This window comes from Streptomyces sp. SBT349 (assembly GCF_001083795.1).
GTDB lineage: Bacteria > Actinomycetota > Actinomycetes > Streptomycetales > Streptomycetaceae > Streptomyces.
On record NZ_LAVK01000153.1, the window covers coordinates 1 to 16804 of the forward strand.

At 74.1% G+C, this 16804-nt stretch carries 14 protein-coding genes; 6 read left to right on the top strand and 8 right to left on the bottom strand.

Annotated features, from left to right (window positions below; genetic code table 11):
- Window positions 1–43: 43 nt before the first annotated feature.
- The 3 genes from ADY01_RS19505 to ADY01_RS19515 all read right to left on the bottom strand — a co-directional run bounded on the left by ADY01_RS19505 (window position 44) and on the right by ADY01_RS19515 (window position 3183).
- Window positions 44–1726: a phospho-sugar mutase gene (locus tag ADY01_RS19505; protein WP_049575015.1), complete on the bottom strand. Its 1683-nt coding sequence runs from the start codon at window positions 1724–1726 to the stop codon at window positions 44–46.
- Between the two features lie 100 nt (window positions 1727–1826).
- On the bottom strand, window positions 1827–2627 hold the full coding sequence (locus ADY01_RS19510) for a purine-nucleoside phosphorylase (RefSeq protein ID WP_049575018.1): 801 nt from the start codon (window positions 2625–2627) through the stop codon (window positions 1827–1829).
- 109 nt (window positions 2628–2736) lie between these two features.
- Window positions 2737–3183, bottom strand: coding sequence for a gamma-glutamylcyclotransferase (locus tag ADY01_RS19515; RefSeq protein ID WP_049575021.1), 447 nt, complete (start codon window positions 3181–3183; stop codon window positions 2737–2739).
- A 95-nt stretch (window positions 3184–3278) separates the two neighbouring features.
- Between ADY01_RS19515 and ADY01_RS19520 the strand changes: the two genes are divergently transcribed.
- The gene (locus tag ADY01_RS19520) at window positions 3279–4718 is read left to right on the top strand and encodes an NAD(P)H-quinone dehydrogenase (RefSeq protein WP_049575025.1); all 1440 of its coding nucleotides are present in this window, start codon (window positions 3279–3281) and stop codon (window positions 4716–4718) included.
- A 168-nt stretch (window positions 4719–4886) separates the two neighbouring features.
- On the top strand, window positions 4887–5831 hold the full coding sequence (locus ADY01_RS19525) for a DeoR/GlpR family DNA-binding transcription regulator (RefSeq protein ID WP_049575027.1): 945 nt from the start codon (window positions 4887–4889) through the stop codon (window positions 5829–5831).
- 72 nt (window positions 5832–5903) lie between these two features.
- Here ADY01_RS19525 and ADY01_RS19530 read toward each other — a convergent pair whose 3' ends face one another.
- Window positions 5904–7682: an acetyl/propionyl/methylcrotonyl-CoA carboxylase subunit alpha gene (locus ADY01_RS19530; RefSeq protein WP_049575029.1), complete on the bottom strand. Its 1779-nt coding sequence runs from the start codon at window positions 7680–7682 to the stop codon at window positions 5904–5906.
- A gap of 759 nt (window positions 7683–8441) precedes the next feature.
- The gene (locus tag ADY01_RS19535; RefSeq protein ID WP_049575032.1) at window positions 8442–9065 is read right to left on the bottom strand and encodes a Maf family protein; all 624 of its coding nucleotides are present in this window, start codon (window positions 9063–9065) and stop codon (window positions 8442–8444) included.
- Between the two features lie 111 nt (window positions 9066–9176).
- Between ADY01_RS19535 and mmpB the strand changes: the two genes are divergently transcribed.
- Complete coding sequence (gene mmpB / locus ADY01_RS41320) at window positions 9177–9299, top strand: morphogenic membrane protein MmpB (protein ID WP_267888452.1); 123 nt, start codon at window positions 9177–9179, stop codon at window positions 9297–9299.
- A gap of 22 nt (window positions 9300–9321) precedes the next feature.
- On the opposite strand, the gene ADY01_RS19540 is transcribed toward mmpB, so the two are convergent.
- Window positions 9322–9534 carry an acyl-CoA carboxylase epsilon subunit gene (locus tag ADY01_RS19540; protein WP_049575043.1) on the bottom strand — a complete coding sequence of 71 codons (213 nt, stop codon included), beginning with the start codon at window positions 9532–9534 and terminating at the stop codon, window positions 9322–9324.
- A 17-nt stretch (window positions 9535–9551) separates the two neighbouring features.
- Entirely contained in the window at window positions 9552–11132 is a 1581-nt protein-coding gene (locus ADY01_RS19545) for an acyl-CoA carboxylase subunit beta (protein ID WP_049575034.1), read from the bottom strand.
- 122 nt (window positions 11133–11254) lie between these two features.
- On the opposite strand from ADY01_RS19545, the gene ADY01_RS19550 reads away from it, so the two are divergent.
- From ADY01_RS19550 to ADY01_RS19560, 3 genes are all read left to right on the top strand, one after another.
- The gene (locus tag ADY01_RS19550) at window positions 11255–12106 is read left to right on the top strand and encodes a biotin--[acetyl-CoA-carboxylase] ligase (RefSeq protein ID WP_049575037.1); all 852 of its coding nucleotides are present in this window, start codon (window positions 11255–11257) and stop codon (window positions 12104–12106) included.
- Between the two features lie 172 nt (window positions 12107–12278).
- Window positions 12279–13604, top strand: a complete 1326-nt coding sequence (locus ADY01_RS19555) for an adenylate/guanylate cyclase domain-containing protein (protein WP_234320314.1) — start codon at window positions 12279–12281, stop codon at window positions 13602–13604.
- Window positions 13605–13676: 72 nt separating this feature from the next.
- The gene (locus ADY01_RS19560; RefSeq protein ID WP_049575038.1) at window positions 13677–14819 is read left to right on the top strand and encodes an XdhC family protein; all 1143 of its coding nucleotides are present in this window, start codon (window positions 13677–13679) and stop codon (window positions 14817–14819) included.
- Here the strand turns inward: ADY01_RS19560 and ADY01_RS19565 are convergent.
- The coding region (locus ADY01_RS19565; protein ID WP_049575041.1) for a xanthine dehydrogenase family protein molybdopterin-binding subunit at window positions 14816–16804 on the bottom strand (1989 nt) is incomplete at its 5' end. The genes ADY01_RS19560 and ADY01_RS19565 overlap by 4 nt on opposite strands.

Genomic DNA, 16804 nt, shown 5'->3' on the forward strand with positions numbered 1-16804 from the left:
GAAATGTGAATAAGAGACAAGCGCTGAGCAGCGCCGAGCAGCCCTACGAGGCGTGGACCAGGGCCCCCAGGCCGGACGTCACACGGGCCAGCGCCCCGCCGGCCGCGGCGCGGGCGGCGGGCAGCGCGGCGCGATCGGCCACCGGAACGACCACCTCCACATAGCACTTGAGCTTCGGCTCCGTGCCGCTCGGGCGCACGATCACCCGGGCCGAGGACACCTCGCCCGCGCCACCGAGCCGGTAGCGGAGGCCGTCCGTCGGCGGCAGCCCGCCCACGCCCTCGGCCAGGTCCTCGGCCGACGTGACGGCGAGCCCGCCGAGCGACTCCGGCGGCGCCTCGCGCAGCCCCCGCATCGCCTTGCGGATCAGCGCCAGGTCCGTCACCCGCACCGACAGCTGGTCGGTGGCGTGCAGCCCGTGCGCCAGCGCGATGTCGTCCAGAAGATCCTGGGGCGTGCGCCCCTCCGCCTTCAGCCCGGCGACCAGCTCCGCCACGCTCAGCGCGGCGGTGATCCCGTCCTTGTCGCGGACCCCCTCCGGATCGACGCAGTACCCGAGCGCCTCCTCGTAGGCGAAGGCCAGACCGGGCACGCGCGCCAGCCACTTGAAGCCGGTCAGCGTCTCGGCGAACGGCAGCCCCGCGGCCTCCGCGATCCGGCCCGCGAGCGAGGACGAGACGATCGACGCCGCGAACGTTCCGCGCGCCCCCTTCCGCACCAGGTGCGTCGCGAGCAACGCGCCCAGCTCGTCGCCCCGCAGCATCCGCCAGCCACTCGCGGCCTCCGGATCCGGAACGCCCATGGCGCACCGGTCGGCGTCCGGGTCGTTGGCGAGGACCAGGTCGGGCCGGGCGGCGCGCGCCGTGGCGAACGCGCGGTCCATCGCGCCGGGCTCCTCCGGGTTGGGGAAGGCGACGGTCGGGAAGTCCGGGTCGGGTGCCGCCTGTTCCGCGACCTCGATCGGCCGCGCGAAGCCCGCCCTGGCGAACGCCTCGCCCAGCACCCCGGCGCCCACCCCGTGCAGCGGCGTGTAGACGACGGAGAGGGAACGGGGCGTGCCCGCGGTCAGCGCGGCCCCCGACCTGGCCAGATACGCCTCCACGACCTCCTCGCCCAGCGCCTCCCCCACGTCCTCCGGGCGCGCGACCCCGGACAGCGGCCCCACCGCGTCGATGCGGGCGGCGATCTCCGCGTCCGCCGGGGGCACGATCTGGGAGCCGTCACCCAGATAGACCTTGTACCCGTTGTCCCGCGGCGGGTTGTGGCTCGCGGTGACCGCGACCCCGGCCACCGCGCCCAGGTGGCGGATGGCGAAGGCCAGCACGGGCGTGGGCAGGGGGCGCGGCAGCAGCGCGGCGCGCAACCCCGCGCCGGTCACCACGGCGGCGGTGTCCCGGGCGAAGTCGGCGCTGCGGTGGCGCGCGTCGTAGCCGACGACCACGAGACCCGGTCCCCCGTCGGGTGAACGCGGCGCCGTCTCCTTCAGATGGGCCGCGAGCCCGGCCGCGGCGCGGATCACCACCGCGCGGTTCATCCGCATCGGGCCCGCGCCCATCTCGCCGCGGAGCCCGGCCGTGCCGAACTGGAGGGTGCCGGAGAAGCGGGCGGCCAGCTCCTCCCGGGCGGCCGGGCCCGCCTCGACGAGCCGGGTCAGCTCCTCGCGGGTCTCCGGGTCGGGATCCTCCGCCAGCCAGGCGCGCGCGCGTGCGGTCAGGTCGTTGCCCATCGCCGATCCGTTCTCCCGTTCCTCTGCCGTTCCCTGCACCCGTACGCGGTCCGGCCGCGGGCGGTCGCGCCGCACGCGGTGCCGCGCCACGGACAAGGTGTCAGATGCGGTGGAGCACCTGGGACAGCAGGGCGCCCATGCGGGTGGCGGAGTCGCGGCCCGCGCGGAGCACCTCCTCGTGGCTGAGCGGCTCGCCCGTGAGCCCGGCGGCGAGGTTGGTCACCAGCGAGATCCCGAGCACCTCGGCGCCCGCCTCGCGCGCGGCGATCGCCTCCAGCACGGTGGACATGCCGACCAGGTCCCCGCCGATCGCCCGCACCATGCGGATCTCGGCGGGTGTCTCGTAGTGCGGCCCCGGAAACTGCACATACACACCCTCCTCCAGCGAGGGGTCGACCTCCTTGCACAGCGCGCGCAGGCGCGGCGAGTAGAGGTCGGTGAGGTCGACGAAGTTGGCCCCGGCGATGGGGGAGGCGGCCGTCAGGTTGATGTGGTCGCTGATCAGGACCGGCTGGCCGGGGCGCATGCCCTCGCGCAACCCGCCGCAGCCGTTGGTCAGGACCACCGTCTTGCAGCCCGCGGCCACGGCGGTCCTGACGCCGTGTGCCACGGCCGCGACGCCGCGGCCCTCGTAGTAGTGCGTGCGGCCGAGGAAGACGAGCGCGTTCCTCTCCCCCACCCGGTGGGAGCGGACCTTCCCGGCGTGCCCCTCGACGGTCGGGGGCGGAAAGCCGGGCAACTCGGTGACGTCGAACTCCCGGATCGGCGTGCCCAGCGCGTCCGCGGCGGGGACCCACCCCGAGCCCATCACCAGCGCGACATCGTGGCTGTCCACGCCGGTCAGCTCACGGACACGTGCGGCTGCCGCGTCCGCCGAGTCCTCGATTTCTGATGCGTTCACGCGCTGAGCCTAACGGGTCACGGCCTACGCGCGTAGACGGCCCCCGGCACATGCCGGCGGCGAAGGCGCCGGTGGATGACGTGGGAGGAGGCCCGCGAGGGGGCCGGCCTCAACAGGGGCGCTTGCGCAGCTCCATCACGTAGTCGTGCGGGGCGCCCGCCGCCTCGGCCGCGTCGGCGATCTCGCCGAGGTAGCGCGCCGAGGGGAGGCCGCCCTCGTAGGCGTTGAGGACATAGAGCCACGCCGGGACCGAGCCGTCGAGCGTGTGCACCCGCACCCGGGTGCGGCGGTAGATGTCGAGGCCGACGCCCTCCCAGCGGTCCAGAGCGTCCTCGTCCATCGGCGCGACGTCGTAGAGCGCCACGAACACCTCGGAGGGCGGGGGCGTGGCGCACTCCACCACGGAGGCCAGGGCGCCCTCCCACCCCATCTCCTCGCCGCCGAACGTGAGCCGCCACCCGGTGATCCAGCCGGTGCCGCGCAGGGGCGAGTGCGGGGCGCGACGGGCCATCAGCCGCGGATCGAGGTTTCCGGCATAGGCGGCGTAGAGCGACATGGCACTGAGCGTACGGGAGTGGCAAGGGTGGTATCGGAATTCGGCCCGCCGGGGGCCGGGCGGAGAACGGGCGTGTGATACGAGACACTGGACAGGTGACTCGGATCGTGATTATCGGCGGCGGACCCGGCGGCTACGAGGCTGCGCTGGTGGCGGCGCAGCTCGGTGCGGAGGTGACCATCGTCGATCGCGACGGTCTCGGTGGCGCCTCGGTGCTCACCGACTGCGTCCCCTCCAAGACGCTCATCGCCACCGCGGAGGTGATGACGGGCTTCGACTCCTCGCACGAGGAGCTGGGGATCGAGATCGACCACGACGGCGACGGGATCGGCGACGAGGTGCGCGGCATCGGCGTGGACCTGGGCAAGGTCAACCGCCGGGTGAAGCGGCTCGCGCTCGCGCAGTCGCACGACGTCACCGCCTCCGTCACGCGCGCCGGCGTGCGGGTGCTGCGCGGGCGCGGGCGCCTGGCGCCCCATCAGGGGCCGACGGGCACGCGCCGGGTCGAGGTGACCGACGAGAGGGACGAGGTCCTCGACCTGGAGGCGGACTGCGTGCTGATCGCCACCGGCGGCCAGCCCCGTGAGCTGCCCGACGCCAGGCCCGACGGCGAGCGGATCCTGACCTGGACCCAGGTGTACGACCTGCACGAGCTGCCCGAGGAGCTGGTCGTGGTGGGCTCGGGCGTGACGGGTGCCGAGTTCGCCGGGGCGTACCAGGCGCTCGGGTCGCGGGTGACGCTGGTGTCCTCGCGGGACCGGGTGCTGCCGGGCGAGGACCCGGACGCGGCGGCCGTGCTGGAGGACGTCTTCCGCCGCCGGGGGATGAACGTGTTGGCCCGCTCCCGGGCCGCCTCCGTCAAACGGGCGGGCGACAGGGTGGAGATCACGCTGGCCGACGGCCGCGTCATCTCGGGCACGCACTGCCTGATGGCGGTCGGCGCCGTGCCGAACACGGCGGACATGGGCCTGGAGGAGGCCGGGGTCAAGCTCCGGGACTCCGGGCACATCTGGACGGACAAGGTCTCCCGCACCACGGCGCCCGGGGTGTACGCGGCGGGCGACTGCACGGGCGTGCTGGCGCTGGCCTCGGTGGCCGCGATGCAGGGGCGCATCGCGATGTACCACTTCCTCGGCGACGCGGTGGCGCCCCTCGACCTCAACACCGTCTCGGGGAACATCTTCACCGACCCCGAGATCGCCACCGTCGGCTACACCCAGGAGGACGTGGACGAGGGCCGCATCGTCGCGCGGGTGGTGAAGCTGCCGCTCCTGCGCAACCCGAGGGCCAAGATGCAGGGCGTGCGGGACGGGTTCGTGAAGCTCTTCGCCAGGCCGGGCACCGGCATCGTGGTCGGAGGCGTGGTCGTGTCCCCCCGGGCCAGCGAGCTCATCCACCCGATATCGATCGCGGTCGACAACAGTCTGACTGTTGAACAGATCGCAAAGGCGTTCACCGTGTACCCGTCTCTGTCGGGCTCGATCGCCGAGGCGGCGAGGCAGCTCCATACCCACCGTGGCGACGGCGAACAGTAGGCACTGGTCAGCGCGGGTATCGCGCGAATGCGCCCGTGGCATATAACACGCCGGGGGCGTACGCATAGTCAACTTCGGTAATTCCCCGCAACCGGCTGAAACAAGATGGTCGTTGGGGTTACTGTCGGTTCCGTGTTCGCTGCAGAACGTCGTCAGATGATTCTCGAAATGGTGCGAGCCAACGGAGCCGTGTCGCTCCGGGAGCTCGCCCGCGTTGTCCAGACCTCGGAAGTGACCGTGCGGCGCGATGTCCGCGCCTTGGAGGCAGAAGGACTGGTGGACCGCAGACACGGTGGTGCGGTCCTCCCGGGTGGCTTCACCCGGGAGTCGGGTTTTCCTCAACGCGCCATGGCCGCGACGGCGGAGAAGACCGCCATCGCGGAGTACGCGGCAGGGCTGGTCCGGGAGGGCGAGGCCATCGTGGTCGGCGCCGGCACCACGACCCAGGAGCTGGCCCGCCGGCTGGCACGGGTGCCGGGGCTCACGGTGGTCACCAACTCCCTGCTGGTGGCCCAGGCGCTCGCGCACGCCAACCGGGTGGAGGTGGTGATGACGGGAGGCACCCTACGCGGCTCCAACTACGCGCTGGTGGGCAGCGGTGCCGAGCAGTCGCTGCTCGGGCTCCGGGTCAGCCGGGCCTTCCTGTCGGGCTCGGGGCTGACCGCGGACCGCGGCCTGTCCACGTCCAACATGCTCGCCGCGAGCGTGGACCGGGCCCTGGTCAGGGCCGCCGCGGAAGTGGTGGTCCTGGCCGACCACAGCAAGCTGGGCGCCGAGACGGCCTTCCAGACGGTGCCCACCGATCTGATCACCCAGCTGGTCACCGACCAGCCGCCGCCCGAGTCCGAGCGGGCGGGCGCCGAGTTGGAGGCGCTGGCCGACCAGGGGGTGCGCATCTCCGTGGCCGTGCCGGCGCCGGGCGGCAAGGCGGGCGCCGACCGGGGCGATCGCGGTGAACGGGCCGAACGCGGTGAACGGGGGGAGCGCGGCGGCGATCCCTCACGCCGGGACATGCCGCTGCCCGCCCCGCGCGGCGGCGTTCACCCGGGCCTCGGCTCGGGAGGACCGCTCGGCCAGCGTCTCACCGACCTGGCCCCCTCCCGCCGCCGCTGAAAGGGACCGGCCGGGCGACAGGGCCCGGCCGGCCGGGCCCGTCGGCCCACCTCGAAGCCCGCTCGCTCCTTCTCAGTCCTTGATCTCGCAGATGACGGCGCCGGAGGAGACCGAGGCGCCGACGTCCGCCGCCAGCCCCACGACGGTGCCGGAGCGGTGGGCGTTGATGGGCTGCTCCATCTTCATCGCCTCCAGCACGATGACCAGCTCGCCCTCCTCGACCCGCTGCCCCTCCTCCACGGCCACCTTCACGATCGTTCCCTGCATCGGGGAGGCCAGCGCCTCGCCGGTGGCGCCGGGGCCACCGCGCTTGGCGGCCCTGCGCCGGGCGGGACGCGCCCCGCCGGCGACCGCCGCGCGGGCCAGCGGCATGGCCAGCGTGGCGGGCAGCGAGACTTCGAGGCGCTTGCCGCCGACCTCGACCACGACCGTTTCCCTGCTGACGCCCTCGTCGCCGTCCGCGCTCGCGGTGGCGTCGAAGGGCGGGATCGCGTGGACGAACTCGGTCTCGATCCACCGGGTGTGGACGGTGAACGGCTCGCCCTCGCGCCCGGTGACCTCCGGCGCGAACGCCGGGTCCCGCACCACCGCGCGGTGGAAGGGCAGCGCCGTCGCCATGCCCTCCACGCGGAACTCGGCGAGCGCGCGGGCCGCCCGTTCGAGCGCCTGCCTCCGGTCGGCCCCGGTCACGATCAGCTTGGCCAGCATCGAGTCCCAGGCCGGGCCGATGACCGAGCCCGACTCCACACCGGTGTCCACGCGCACCCCGGGGCCCAGCGGGGGCGCGAAGGTGGTGACCGTGCCGGGCGCGGGGAGGAAGTTGCGCCCCGGGTCCTCGCCGTTGATGCGGAACTCGATCGAGTGCCCGCGCCGCGGCGGGTCGTCGTAGCCGAGCGCCTCGCCCTCCGCGATCCGCAGCTGCTCGCGCACCAGGTCGAGACCGGTGATCTCCTCGGTCACCGGGTGCTCCACCTGGAGCCGGGTGTTGACCTCCAGGAAGGAGATGGTGCCGTCCTGCCCCACCAGGAACTCGCAGGTGCCGGCGCCGACATAGCCCGCCTCCCTGAGGATGGCCTTCGACGCGGCGTACAGCTCGGCGTTCTGCGCCTCGCTCAGGTACGGCGCGGGGGCCTCCTCGACCAGCTTCTGGTGGCGGCGCTGGAGCGAGCAGTCGCGGGTGGAGACCACCACCACGTTCCCGTGGGTGTCGGCCAGGCACTGCGTCTCCACGTGCCGGGGCCGGTCGAGGTACCGCTCGACGAAGCACTCGCCCCGGCCGAACGACACCTGCGCCTCGCGGACCGCGGAGTCGAACAGCTCGGGGATCTCCTCCAGCGTGCGGGCGACCTTCAGCCCCCGGCCCCCGCCGCCGAACGCCGCCTTGATGGCCACCGGAAGGCCGAACTCCCGTGCGAACACCACCACCTCGTCCGAGCCGGCGACCGGGTCCTTGGTGCCGGCCACCAGCGGGGCGCCCGCGCGCTGCGCGATGTGCCGGGCCGCGACCTTGTCGCCCAGCGACCGGATCGCCGCGGGCGGCGGACCGATCCAGGTGAGGCCCGCGTCGATGACCGCCTGCGCGAAGTCGGCGTTCTCCGAGAGGAATCCGTACCCCGGGTGGATCGCGTCGGCGCCCGCGTCGGCGGCGGCCTTCAGCACCTTCTCGAAGTCCAGGTAGCTGGTGGCGGGGGTGTCGCCGCCCAGCGCGAACGCCTCGTCGGTGGCCCGCGCGTGCAGCGCGTCCCGGTCCGGCTCGGCGTAGACGGCCACACTGGCGATACCGGCGTCCCGGCACGCTCGGGCGACCCGAACGGCGATTTCGCCGCGGTTGGCGATGAGCACCTTGCGCACGATGGCTCCCTCCTTGGAACAAGGCGAGTTTATGTAGTGGCGACACCCGGCGACGAGTCGCCCACAGGGGTGACCTTGCCCACACGGGCTGTGAGGGGTTGCCACAGGAAGGACCGACTGCCGTGCCGTGCCAAGGTACGCGCCTTGCTGAGGTCCACCTTAGACGTGGGAGTACGAGCGGAGTCTCCATCGGGCCGGCACATCAGCGCCTGGGGGGACTTGTGGAGATCCAACAAAGAGACCCCGGAAACTTTGCCCGGCGAACCGGCGGCGCGCGAGGGCTTGCCGAGGGGTCTACCCAGCAGTAGCGTGCGCGGCGTGAACCGGGGCGGACGCGCTGTGAATCGGGGAAGACGAACGGTGGCCGCGGCGGCGGCGGTGGTCTCGGCCGGCGGCGCGGTGGTCCTCGGGCTGGCGCACCTGGTCCTCGGACTGGCCGCCGACCGGCAGGAGATGGAGATCGGCGGCGTCTCGCCGACGGCGATCAGCGCGGGGGCGTGGACGGCGGGCGGGCTGCTCGCCGCGTTCCTGCTGCTGTGCGGCGCGCTGCTGGCGCGTACCGCCGTGCGGGACCGCGCGCCGCGCCGCCTCGCCCGGTCCGTTCTCGCGGGCGCCGCCGTGCTGTTCGCGGTGCTCGGCGCGCTCGCGGTCGGCCTGGTCGGCTGGCCGGCGTTCCTCGCGCTGATGGTGGCCTTCGGGCTCATCATGCTGACGCTGACGCTCTATCCCCCGCCCGGAGTTCCCGGCGGCGGGGACGCGTCAGACCCACAGGTCGGTGAGGGAGGTCCCGACGCGGGCCAGCAGGGCGCGCAGCAGGGGCAGGGAGAGGCCGATGACGTTCCCCGCGTTCCCGTCGATCCCGTCCACGAACGGGGCGGAGCGCCCGTCGAGGGTGAACGCCCCGGCGACGCGCAGGGGTTCGCCGGTGGCGACGTAGGCGGCGATCTCCGCGTCGGACGGCAGGCCGAACCTGACGGTCGTTGACGCCGTGTCCGCCGCGCGCGCCCCGTCGGCCGTGTCGATCACGCAGTGCCCGGTGTGCAGCACGCCCGACCGGCCGCGCATGGCCTTCCAGCGGGCGATGGCCTCCTCGGCGTCGGCCGGCTTGCCGAACGCCCGGCCGTCGAGTTCGAGCACCGAGTCGCAGCCCACGACCAGCGCCCCCGCCGCCTCCGGTCGCCCGGCGACGGCCTCCGCCTTGGCCTCGGCCAGCAGCCGCGCCAGTTCGGCCGGGTCCGCCGCCCGCACTCCGTCCTCGTCCACGCCGCTGACGATCACCTCGGGGGCGAGCCCGGCCTCGCGCAACAGCCCGAGCCTGGCGGGCGACTGGGAGGCGAGCACCAGCCGCCTGACGGGAGCGGCGGAAGAGGGGCGCGTGTGCATGGGCGCCAGCGTAACGGGGGCGCGCCCGGCGGCTCGCCGCGCCCGTGGGGACGGGCGGATCTGAGTACGCGTACTCAGGCGCCGGGCGGCGCGGCGCGGCAGGCTGGACGGATGCTGTGGTCGGACATGCGGGAGCGCCCCGACGAGGAGACGCGGGCCGCCCGTGCCATGCTGCGGCGGCTGGGGTGGGTGGTCGCCGCCGCCATGGTCCTCGCCGTGCTCCTCCTCCGGTGACGCCTCCGGCGTCACCGGCGGGTCAGGTGGGCCAGTAGCTGGTGCGCCAGGCGTCCGGGCCGGGCGCCGGGGGCGCGCCGGGGAGCGTGCGCGCGGGGTCGGACCAGACGCCGCGGGCGCGGGGCGCGGGGCCCGGAGCGGCCGCGGCGGCAGCCGCCGCCGCGCGCGCCCGCACCACCGCCACCGCGGCGGCCAGCTCCTCAGGCGTCGGGTTCCCCTTGAGGACTCGGATCACGGTCGGCATGCCCTTCCCTAGAGGGGGATGTTCCCATGCTTCTTCGGCGGCAGCTGGGCCCGTTTGGTCCGCAGCGCCCGCAGCCCCCGCCCCACGTGGCGCCGGGTCGCCGAGGGCGGGATCACCGCGTCCACATAGCCGCGCTCGGCCGCCGCGAACGGGTTGAGCAGCGCCTCCTCGTACTCCCGCGTCAGGCGCGCCCGTTCCGCCTCGCGCTCCTCGTCCGTCTCCAGCGCCGCCAGCGTGCGCCGGTGCAGGATGTTCACCGCGCCCTGCGCCCCCATCACCGCGATCTGCGCCGTGGGCCACGCCAGGTTGAGGTCGGCGCCCAGGTGCTTGGACCCCATCACGTCGTACGCGCCGCCGAACGCCTTGCGCGTGATCACCGTGATGAGCGGCACCGTCGCCTCCGCGTACGCGTAGATCAGCTTGGCCCCCCGCCGGATGATCCCGTTGTACTCCTGGTCGGTGCCCGGCAGGAACCCGGGCACGTCGACGAAGGTCAGCACCGGGATGTTGAACGCGTCGCAGGTCCGCACGAAACGGGCCGCCTTCTCCGAGGCGTTGATGTCCAGGCAGCCCGCGAAGTGCATCGGCTGGTTGGCGACCACGCCCACCGGGTAGCCCTCGACCCGGCCGAAGCCGGTGATGATGTTCGGCGCGAACATCGGCTGGGTCTCCAGGAAGTCCCGGTCGTCCAGCACGTGTTCGATCACCTCGTGCATGTCGTACGGCTGGTTCGCCGAGTCGGGGACCAGCGCGTCGAGCGCCTCGTCCTCGGTCGACACCGCGAGATCCGCCTCCTGCGGGAAGGCGGGCGGCTCCGACAGGTTGTTGGACGGCAGGTACGACAGCAGCGTCCTGACGTACTCGAACGCGTCCTTCTCGTCGCCCGCCATGTAATGGGCCACGCCCGACAGCGTGTTGTGGGTGCGTGCCCCGCCCAGCTCCTCGAAGCCGACGTCCTCGCCCGTCACCGTCTTGATCACATCGGGACCGGTGATGAACATGTGGGAGGTCTGATCGACCATGACCGTAAAGTCCGTGATCGCGGGCGAGTAGACCGCGCCGCCCGCGCAGGGCCCCGTGATCACCGAGATCTGCGGAACCACGCCCGACAGATGGACGTTGCGCCGGAAGATCTCCGCGAACAGGCCGAGCGCGACGACCCCCTCCTGGATGCGCGCCCCGCCGCCGTCGTTGATCCCGATCACCGGGCACCCGGTCTTCAGCGCGAAGTCCATCACCTTCACGATCTTCTCGCCGTAGACCTCGCCCAGCGAGCCGCCGAACACCGTGAAGTCCTGCGAGTACACCGCGACCGGGCGGCCGTCCACCGTGCCGTACCCGGTGACCACCCCGTCCCCGTAGGGCCGGTTCCCCGCGATGCCGAAGCCCGTCGCCCGGTGCCGGGCGAACTCGTCGAGCTCCGTGAACGACCCCTCGTCCAGCAGCAGCCCCACCCGCTCCCTGGCCGTCAGCTTCCCCTTGGCGTGCTGCTTCTCGACCGCCCGAGCCGACCCGGCGTGCGTGGCCTCCTCCGTCCGGCGCTCCAGATCGGCGATCTTGCCGGCGGTGGTGTGGATGTTCTCGGCCACGGTGAGGTCGCTCCTGGTCGTCTGTCGTCTGGTCGTCGGGGCTCGGGCGCTACCGCAACGTAGGCTAACCGCGCCCGCCCGGGGCGCAGGTGCGGCGTTGGCCACACCCTTAGTCTGGCCGCATGACCTCACCGCGGAGCCGCTGGTCCGACCTCGACCGCCCGCCGCTCGACGCCAGGGCGCTGCGGGCCGCGATGATCCGGCCCGAGGGCCTGTGGACCCACCTGGAGATCACGGAGTCCACCGGCTCCACCAACGCCGACCTCGCCGAGGCCGCCCGCGCGGGCACCGCCGCCGCGGGCTCGGTGCTGATCGCCGAGGAGCAGACCAGCGGGCGCGGGCGGCTCGGCCGCCGGTGGTCCGCGCCCTCGCGCTCCGGCCTCTTCCTCTCCGTGCTGCTCCAGCCGGAGCCCGAGGTGCCCGCCGGTCGCCTGAGCTGGCTGCCGCTCCTCGCCGGGGTCGCCACCGCCGCGGCCACCTCCCGCGCGGCCGGGGTGGACACCGCCCTCAAATGGCCCAACGACCTCCTGTTGACCGTGGACGGGGAGGAGCGGAAGTTCGGCGGCATCCTCGCCGAGCGCACGCCGGGCGGCGCCGTGGTCCTCGGCATCGGGCTCAACGTCTCGCTGCGCGCCGACGAGCTGCCCGTTCCGCACGCCGGGTCGCTGCTGCTGGCCGGGGCGGTCTCCACCGACCGGGACCCGCTGCTGCGGGCGGTGCTGCGTTCGCTGGCCGAGTGGTACACGCGGTGGACCGCGGCGGGCGGCGACCCGGCGGCCTGCGGCCTGCTGGAGACCTACGCGGCGGGCTCCGCCACCCTGGGCCGCCCGGTGCGGGCGGAGCTGCCCGGCGGCGGGGAGCTGAACGGGACCGCCGAGGCGCTGGACGGCGAGGGGCGGCTGATCGTCGAGGCCGCGGACGGCGCGCGCCACGCCCTGGGGGCGGCGGACATCGTGCACCTCCGGACGACGTGACACAGGGCACACCTGCCGTAGGGTTGGCCCAGTGCGTGTGAAGCCCCGGCGAGGTCGGCGTGGGCGGAGCGGCGAGCGGGAAGGACCGCGCCCGCCATGGGCGCGGCTGAGCGGAACGGTAGGGCGGCAGTGCGCAGCGAAGGGATTCCTCCCCTGACGGCGGGCGGTGGCCGTGGCCGAGGCTGAGGCTGGCGGCCCGGCCTCGGAGCCCGCCGGGGACGGCGACACGGACGACGGCACCCACCCCGCCCGCGCCGCGACCACCTCCGGCACCGGCATCACCGTCGGCGTTCCGGACGACGGCCCCGACGGCCCCGACGGCGCGAGTGACGCGGGTAATACGGAACAGGACGGTCAAACGGGTCATGCCGACCGGACGGTGCAGACGGGCCGGACGGGGCGGCCGGGCCGGGCGCGGACGGGCGGCGCGGACGACGGGGGCGGCCCCGGCCACGTGGACGACGCCGACAGCGCCGAGAACATCGCGCTCCAGATCGAGCACCTGATCCTCGGGGCCGAGCGGCAGTACACCCCGTTCCAGGCGGCGCGCGCCGCCGGCGTCTCCATGGACCTGGCCGCGCGCTTCTGGCGGGCCATGGGCTTTCCCGACATCGGGCAGGCCAGGGTGCTGACCGAGGCGGACGTGCTGGCGCTGCGGCGGCTCGCGGGCATGGTCGAGGCGGGGCTGCTGAGCGAGTCGATGGCGATCCAGGTGGCCCGTTCGACGGGGCAGACCACGGCCAGGCTCGCGGACTGGCAGATCGACTCGTTCCTGGAGGGCCTGACCGAGCCGCCCGAGCCGGGGATGACGCGGACCGAGGTCACCTATCCGCTGGTGGAGCTGCTGCTGCCCGAGCTGGAGGAGTTCCTCGTCTACGTCTGGCGGCGGCAGCTGGCCGCGGCGACCGGGCGGGTGGTGCAGACGCAGGACGACGAGGAGATGGTCAACCGCCGGCTCGCCGTCGGCTTCGCCGACCTGGTGGGCTTCACGCGGCTGACCAGGCGCCTGGAGGAGGAGCAGCTCGGCGAGCTGGTCGAGGCGTTCGAGACCACGGCGGCCGACCTGGTGGCCGCGCAGGGCGGGCGGCTGATCAAGACGCTGGGCGACGAGGTGCTGTTCGCGGCGGACGACGCGGGCACGGCCGCCGACATCGGGCTGCGGCTCGTGGAGACGCTGGGGGACGACCCGATGATGCCGGAGCTGCGGGTGGGCATCGCGTTCGGCACGGTGACCACGCGCATGGGCGACGTCTTCGGCAACACGGTGAACCTCGCCAGCCGCCTGACGTCGATAGCTCCCAAGGACATGGTCCTGGTGGACGGCGCGACGCGGGACGAGCTGACGGGCGCGGGGCTCGCGCCGCAGTCGGAGAAGGCCGCTGACACGGACGAGGGAAGGGCGGCGCAGTACCGTTTCGCCTTGCAGCCGCTCTACCAGCGTCCGGTCCGCGGACTCGGCATCGTGGAGCCCTGGCTGCTGACGCGTCGATCCGGCTGACTCGATCCGGCCCACTCGATCCGGCTGAGTCAATCCGGCCGAGTCGCGTCGCGGTGCGGCAGCATCGCGGTCATGCGTGAGGTCCTGGACGAGCTGAGGCGGTGGCACGGCGCGGGCGTCGCGTTCGCGCTGGCGACGGTGGTGGCGGTGCGGGGGAGCGCCCCGCGCGAGCCGGGGGCGGTCATGGCGGTGTCGGAGGACGGCACGGCGGTGGGCAGCGTCTCGGGCGGCTGCGTCGAGGCGGCCGTGTACGAGGCGGCGGTGGAGGTACTGGCCGGCGGACCGGCGGCGGCGCTGAGCTACGGCTTCGGGGACGAGGACGGCTTCGAGGCGGGGCTGACCTGCGGCGGCGCGATCGATCTGGTGGTGCGGCGCTGGGGCGCCGCGGGGGACGCGGGACGGGAGACGGGCCGGGTGCTCGACGCGCTGGCCCGCGAGGAGCCGCTGGTGCTGGCGACGGTGGCCGGGGGTCCGGCTCCGCTGGGGGCGCCGTGCGTGGTCCGGCCGGGGGGAGAGGCGGACGGGTCGCTGGGGGACGCGGGGCTCGACCTCGCGGTGGCCGGCGCGGCGCGGGACCTGCTGGCGCGAGGGGTGACGGCGGTGGTGCGCCGCGGGCCCGGCGGCGAGTGCGGGCGGGAGGAGGTGGCGGTGTTCGTGCGGTCCTTCGCGCCCCGGGCCCGCCTGCTGGTGTTCGGCGCGGTGGACTACGCGGCGGCGGTGGCGGAGCTCGGCGCGTTCCTCGGCTTCCGGGTGACGGTGTGCGATGCGAGGCCGGTGTTCGCGACCCGGGCGCGCTTCCCCGGCGCTCACGAGGTGGTGCGCGCCTGGCCGCACACGTACCTGGCGGCGCAGCGGGACCTGGACGGGCGCACGGCGGTGTGCGTGCTGACGCACGATCCGCGGTTCGACGTTCCGGTGCTGACGGCGGCGCTGCGGTCGCCCGCGGGGTACGTCGGCGCGATGGGCAGCCGCCGCACGCACGAGGACCGGCTGTCCCGGCTGCGGGCGGCGGGCGTGCGCGAGGCGGAACTCGCCCGTCTGGTCTCCCCGATCGGGCTGGACCTGGGGGCCAGGACACCCGCCGAGACGGCCGTCTCGATCGCGGCCGAACTGATCCAGCACGCCGCCGGCGCCACCGGCCGCCCCCTCACCGACCTGACCGGCGCGATCCACCGACCGGCGGGTGCCGCGGAGTCGGGGGCGACCGCACCCTAGAGGAGATCCTCGCGGGTGATGGGGAGTTTGCGGATGCGGCGGCCCGTCGCGTGGTGGATCGCGTTGGCGATGGCCGCCGCGGTCCCCGACTGGCCGATCTCGCCGACGCCCTTCACGCCGACCGGATTGACCAGGTCGTCCTCCACCTCGATCAGGTCGACCACCACCTCGGGGATGTCGGCGTGGACCGGGATCAGGTAGTCGCCCAGGCTGGTGTTGGCCCAGCGGCCCGCGACCGGGTCCATGAAGGTGTTCTCCAGCAGCGCCTGGCCCATCCCCCAGATCATCCCGCCCATCAGCTGCGACCGCGCGGTCCTCGCGTTGAGGATCCTGCCCGGCGCGAACGCTCCCGCGAGGCGCCGCACCCGGACATGGCCGAGCTCGGGGTCCACCGCCACCTCGGCGAACTGGGCGCCCACCGTCAGCATCGCCGCGGGCGGCTCGCCCTCCGGCGGCCCCCAGGAGCCGTACGCCTCCGCGTCCGGCTGCATGTTCCGGCCCAGCAGGTCGGCGTAGCTCTCCCCGGTCCCGTGGTCCTCGGCGAGCACCATCCGCCCGCCCGCGAGCACCACCGCGCCGGGCGAGGCCCCGTGCAGCGGCGAGTGGGCGTCGGCGACGGCGCGGGCGATGAGCTGGTCCCGCAGCGCCACCGCCGCCAGATGCACCGCGGAGCCCACCATCGCCGCGCCCGTGGAGCCGACCGCCGCGGCGATGTTGGGCAGGTCGGTGTCGCCGTACTCGTAACGGCACCGGCCGACCGGAAGGCCGAGCCCGTCGGCGAGCACCTGCCTCATCGCCGTGGTCGCGCCGGTGCCGAACTCCGACGTGGCGGCCTGCGCGACGGCGCTGCCGTCCGCGTAGACGCGGACCCTGGCCCGTTGCGGGTTGCTCGGCGGGACGACCGGATAGACCGAGGACGCCATGCCCAGGCCGATCAGCAGGTCCCCCTCCCGGGCGGGGCCCTCGGCCCGCCGGTGCCAGCCGATGCGGTCGCCCGCCGCGGCGTAGCACTCCTTCACGCCGTGGCTCGACCACGGCTTGCCGCTGGCGGGGTCGCGGTCCGCGTGGTTGCGCAGCCGCAGTTCGAGCGGGTCGAGGCCGAGCCCGGCCGCCAGCTCGTCCATGGCGCTCTCCAGCGCGAACATCCCCGTCGCCTCGCCGGGGCAGCGCATGAACGTGGGGGTCATGGTGTTGCCGCGGACCAGCCGGTAGACGCCCTCGTAGGCCGGGCACGCGTACATCTGGGCCGGGGCTTCGAGCGAGGTCTCGGCCCAGTCGTCGAAGGGCGAGGTCAGCGACAGCTTGTGGTGCCGGAGCGCCGTGAGGGTGCCGTCGCGTGTGGCGCCGAGCGTGACCCGCTGCTCCTGCTCCTCGCGGTGGCCGCACGCGGTGAACATCTCCTGGCGCGTCAGGGCCAGCCGCACCGGGCGGCCGGTGTGGCGGGCGGCGAGCGCGGCCAGCACCGGGTGGTGCCAGATCATCGCCTTGGAGCCGAAGCTGCCGCCGACGTAGTGGCTGAGGACGCGGATGTCGGCGTGCGGGACGCCGAGCAGCGCGGAGACCGTGTGCTGGGTCGCGGTCGGCCCCTGCGTCCCGTCGTGCAGGAGCAGCCTGCCGTCCTCCCAGAAGGCGGTGGTCGCGGAGGTCTCGATGGGGTTGTGGTGGTTGGGGGCCATCGTGTATGTCGCGTCGATCGTGACGTCCGCGCCGTCGAGAGCCGCCTCGACGTCCCCGCGTGCCACGCGGCCGGGGATGAAGCCGCCGAACACCGAGTCGGGAACGTAGGCCCGGTCGCGGGCCTGGTCGAGGACGGTGATCGCGTCGGTCTCCTCGTAGCGCACGTGGACGAGGCGGGCGGCGAAGAGGGCGCGTTCGTAGGTGTCGGCCACCACGACCGCGACGGGCTGGCCCGCGTAGTGGATCGTGGCGTCCTGGAGGGGGAAGAACGTCTGGCCGGGCGCGGGCCCGCCGGCGAGGGAGGGGAC

What these genes read in the sequence shown, in the direction of transcription:
- ADY01_RS19535 (WP_049575032.1), bottom strand. Translation starts at nt 9,065, where the DNA reads ATGCACACGCGCCCCTCTTCCGCCGCTCCCGTCAGGCGGCTGGTGCTC.
- ADY01_RS19525 (WP_049575027.1), top strand. Translation starts at nt 4,887, where the DNA reads ATGGTGCGAGCCAACGGAGCCGTGTCGCTCCGGGAGCTCGCCCGCGTT.
- ADY01_RS19550 (WP_049575037.1), top strand. Translation starts at nt 11,255, where the DNA reads ATGACCTCACCGCGGAGCCGCTGGTCCGACCTCGACCGCCCGCCGCTC.
- ADY01_RS19560 (WP_049575038.1), top strand. Translation starts at nt 13,677, where the DNA reads ATGCGTGAGGTCCTGGACGAGCTGAGGCGGTGGCACGGCGCGGGCGTC.
- ADY01_RS19515 (WP_049575021.1), bottom strand. Translation starts at nt 3,183, where the DNA reads ATGTCGCTCTACGCCGCCTATGCCGGAAACCTCGATCCGCGGCTGATG.
- mmpB (WP_267888452.1), top strand. Translation starts at nt 9,177, where the DNA reads ATGCTGTGGTCGGACATGCGGGAGCGCCCCGACGAGGAGACGCGGGCC.
- ADY01_RS19505 (WP_049575015.1), bottom strand. Translation starts at nt 1,726, where the DNA reads ATGGGCAACGACCTGACCGCACGCGCGCGCGCCTGGCTGGCGGAGGAT.